The organism is Bacillus sp. SIMBA_074, from assembly GCF_046534555.1.
Classification (GTDB): domain Bacteria; phylum Bacillota; class Bacilli; order Bacillales; family Bacillaceae_G; genus Bacillus_A; species Bacillus_A mycoides.
The window spans coordinates 1-243 of record NZ_JAWRYM010001090.1 but is presented as its reverse complement, the minus strand read 5'-3'; the positions used below and the strand labels follow the sequence as shown (position 1 = coordinate 243).

Sequence of the window (243 nt, the reverse complement as noted above, 5' to 3'; positions counted from 1 at the left end):
CGCTGGATTGACTCGCTTGTACCTGGTGTCCAGGGTGCTCCTTCAAGCCTGTATAATAGACGTGCGTAATTTCAGGATGTGCCGCGAGCCAATTCGCCAGCTGCTCTGCTGTGTTTGTACTGACATCCAGTCGCGCCTTGAGCGTTTTCAGTCCTCGCATTACGAGCCAACAATCCTGCACACCCAGAATGGCTCCCATGCCGTTCTGGATAAAGTACAGCTGTTCTCCCAGCGCAGCATCAC

Annotated in this window: 1 protein-coding gene; it reads right to left on the bottom strand. The window is 53.9% G+C overall.

The features are described from left to right. A partial coding sequence (locus tag SB773_RS34120; protein WP_410594929.1) for a PLP-dependent transferase occupies positions 1-243 on the bottom strand: 243 nt, incomplete at both ends.